The sequence below is a fragment of the Sphingobium mellinum genome (genome assembly GCF_037860795.1).
Lineage (GTDB): Bacteria > Pseudomonadota > Alphaproteobacteria > Sphingomonadales > Sphingomonadaceae > Sphingobium > Sphingobium mellinum.
On the sequence record NZ_JBANRK010000045.1, the window covers coordinates 1 to 3,643 of the forward strand.

Consider the following 3,643-nt stretch of genomic DNA (forward strand, 5'->3'; position numbering starts at 1 on the left):
GGCGTTACCTCAAGGTTTGTGCGCCAGACAACGATTTGCCGGACATAATGCGAACATCGGCGTCAGGTGGCGGCGCGGAGATACTGGTATAGCGTTTCACGGCTGATACCCAGTTCGCGGGCGATGGCTGCCTTGCGCTCACCGGCGGCGGCGCGGCGATGCAACTCGGCGACCATTTCGTCGGACAGGGACCGTTTTCGTCCGCGATAAGCGCCGCGTTGTTTGGCGACCGCAATGCCTTCGCGTTGTCGTTCTCGGATCAAAGCGCGCTCAAATTCGGCGAACGCACCCATGACTGAAAGCATCAGGTTGGCCATGGGAGAATCTTCGCCCGAGAAGGCCAGGCTTTCCTTTACAAACTCAATCTGGATGCCTCTTTTGGTAAGGGATTGGACGAGCCTGCGCAGGTCGTCAAGATTGCGCGCGAGGCGGTCCATGCTGTGCACGACCACGGTATCGCCCTCACGGGTGAAAGACAGCATGGCTTCAAGCTGGGGTCTGTTGACGTCTTTGCCCGAGGCCTTGTCGGTAAAGACCCTGTCAAGCGTGACACCGTCCAGCTGGCGATCGATATTCTGATCGAATGCACTGACCCGGACGTAACCGATCCTTTGACCCTTCATCGTCGCCACCAGCCAATTCTGTCAGGTTGAAATCTATAATATGGTGCAACAGGCGTCAACAAATTCTGATTCCCACCCTATCCTGACAGAAATCACAGCGGCCCCCTGACGTCCGGTTAGGCTATACTCCAGATTGACGCTAGCCTGCTATCCAGAGTCGGCGGGAGGCAGTATGGCGCGGCGGCGATTATTGACCGGGGAGGAACGGCGGCGCCTGTTCGATGCTCCCCATGACGAAACGGCGATCGTCAGCCACTATACGCTTGCCGTCGAGGATCTCGACCTGATCGGCCGCCGTCATCGCTCTGCCAATCGTCTCGGCCTGGCAGTGCAGATCGCATTGATGCGGCATCCCGGCTTCGGCTTTCAGCCCGATATCGGCGTCCCGGATGCCATCCTTCATTACCTCGCTGCCCAGATATTCGTGGAGGCGGAGATTTTCACCGATTATGGTCAGCGTCCCCAAACGCGTAACGATCATGCCGACATCGCGGCAAGGCACCTCGGGTTACGCCCCTTCCGACGAGGGGATATTCCGCTCGCGCTTGATCTGGCGGCGAAAGCGGCCGACCGAACTGATCGAGGCGAACCGATCGTTCGCGCTTTGATGGAGGGATTAAAGCAGGAACGGTTCATTCTCCCATCGGCTGACACGCTCGAACGTGCCGGTCTCGCAGGTAGGGCGCGCGCACGCAAAGCCGCGGCAGCAACCATCGTTGCAAGCCTGGGCCACGCCGAGCTGATCCGCATCGACGATTTGATCGTCAACAGCAGCGACTTCGGCATGACGCCGCTGGCCTGGCTGCGCAATTTCGAGGAGGCGCCAACGACGGCCAATATCAACGGCCTGCTGGAACGGCTGCGCTATGTGCGCGAGATCGGCATCGACCCCGCGATCGGTGCCAGAATCCCCGATTTCCGGTTAGCGCAATTCATGCGCGAAGGTGGCGCGGCGCCGGCGTTTCTGCTTTCCGACTATAGTCTCGACAGGCGACGCGCGACCTTGGTCGCGGCTGTGATCGATCTCGAGGCCCGGCTCGCCGACGCGGCGATCCAGATGTTCGACAGGCTTGTCGGGAGCCTGTTCACGCGCGCGCGGCGCGGCCGTGAAAGGCGCTATCAGGACAGCATCCGCTCGGTCGGCGAACTCATGCGGTTGTTTGGCGCCACGATCGCGGCGTTGGGAGAGGCGGTCGAGCATGGCGGCAATCCGCTGGAACTGATCGACGAGGCGGTGGGCTGGCACAGGCTGGTCGCGGCCAAGGCACAGGTCGATGCGCTGGCCGACCTGGCGGGGGAGGATGCCCTTGTCGCTGCAACCGGGCGTTATGCGACGTTGCGGCGGTTCAGCCCGGCCTTTCTCGATGCATTTACGTTCAAGGCATCGGGAAGCGGGTCGCAACTTGTCAAAGCCATCGATGTCATCCGCGATGCCAATGCGCGCAAAACGCGCAGCCTGCCCGATGACGTTCCCCTGCCATTTGCCAACCGGCAGTGGAAAAGCCTCATCACCCAGGGCGGTCAGATCGACCGCCGGCGCTATGAGACAGCGGTCATGGCCACGCTGCGCGATCGGTTGCGCGCGGGCGACATTTGGGTCGAAGGAACCCGCAATTATCGCCGCTTCGACGCCTACCTGCTGAGCCGGCGTGAGGCCGGCAAAATCGCCGACAGCCTGCCATTCCAGACCGATGCAGCCGCCTATCTGGACGAGCGGGCGAGGACGCTTGATTGGCGACTGCGCCGTTTCGCCAAGCAGCTCAAGACGAACAGGCTCGCGGGCGTGGCGCTCGAGCGCGACCGGCTCAAGCTGCAACCGATGCAGGCGATCACGCCGCCCGAGGCGGAGGCGCTCGATCGCAGGCTCGACGCCTTGCTGCCGCGCGTGCGGATCACCGAACTCCTTGTCGAGGTAGCCGAACGCACCGGCTTCCTGAGCGCGTTCCGCGACCTTCGTTCCGGCAAGGAGCATGACAATCCGCATGCTGTCCTTGCCGCCATCCTGGCCGATGGATCGAATCTGGGTCTGGAGCGGATGGCCAATGCCAGCGACGGGGTGAGTTACGCCCAGCTTGCCTGGACACACAACTGGTATCTGTCGCCCGAAAATTACCAGGCAGCGCTGGCCATGATCGTTGCCGCGCACCATGATCTTCCGTTCACGCGCCATTGGGGCGCCGGCACCAGCTCATCCTCCGATGGGCAGTTCTTCCGCTCGGGCCGCAGTCGATCGGCCGCAGCCGACATCAATGCAAAATATGGCGGCGAGCCGGGCCTGAAGATCTACTCCCACTTGTCCGACCATTTCGCTTCGTTCGGATCGCGGATCATGTCGGCCACCGCCGGCGAGGCCCCTTATGTACTCGACGGCCTGATGCTTGGCGCCGGTTCGCTGCCGCTGCATGAACATTACACCGATACCGGCGGCGCTACGGTCCATGTCTTTGCCCTCTGCCATCTTCTCGGCTTCCGTTTCGTGCCCCGTCTGCGCGACATTGCGGACAGGAAACTCGGCTCGATCGCTGCGCCCTCGACCTACAAGGGCATCGAAAGCCTCATGGGGCGCACGATCAAGACCGCGGCGATCGAAGCCGATTGGGATGACATCGTCAGGATCGTCGCCTCTATCAAGGAGGGAGCCGTCGCGCCCTCCGCGATCCTGCGCAAGCTGGCCGCCTACAAACGCCAGAACAGGCTGGATTTCGCGCTGGCCGAACTCGGCCGCATCGAGCGGACGCTGTTCACGCTCGACTGGCTTGAGCAGCCCGACTTGCGCCGGGCCTGCCAGGCCGGCCTCAACAAGGGGGAAGCACGCCATACCCTCGCCGCCGCCATCTACACCAACCGGCAGGGCCGGTTCACGGACCGTTCGATCGAGAACCAGGAATATCGGGCATCGGGTCTGAACCTGCTGATCGCGGCGATAGCCTATTGGAATACCATCTATCTGGACAGGGCCGCCCAGCACCTCACAGCATCCGGCGCCCCTTTCGATGACGCACTCCTTGCCCACCTTTCCC

Annotated in this window: 2 protein-coding genes; one reads left to right on the plus strand and one right to left on the minus strand. The window is 62.3% G+C overall.

The window, feature by feature from the left end; genetic code table 11:
* Nucleotides 1-62: 62 nt before the first annotated feature.
* Entirely contained in the window at nt 63-623 is a 561-nt protein-coding gene (locus AAC640_RS18225; protein ID WP_340268859.1) for a recombinase family protein, read from the minus strand.
* A 172-nt stretch (nt 624-795) separates the two neighbouring features.
* Between AAC640_RS18225 and AAC640_RS18230 the strand changes: the two genes are divergently transcribed.
* Nucleotides 796-3,643, plus strand: a 2,848-nt coding sequence (locus AAC640_RS18230; RefSeq protein WP_340268857.1) for a Tn3 family transposase, incomplete at its 3' end; no start/stop codon positions are given.

Coding starts and splice junctions, on each gene's coding strand:
- AAC640_RS18225 (WP_340268859.1), bottom strand. CDS start 623: ATGAAGGGTCAAAGGATCGGTTACGTCCGGGTCAGTGCATTCGATCAG.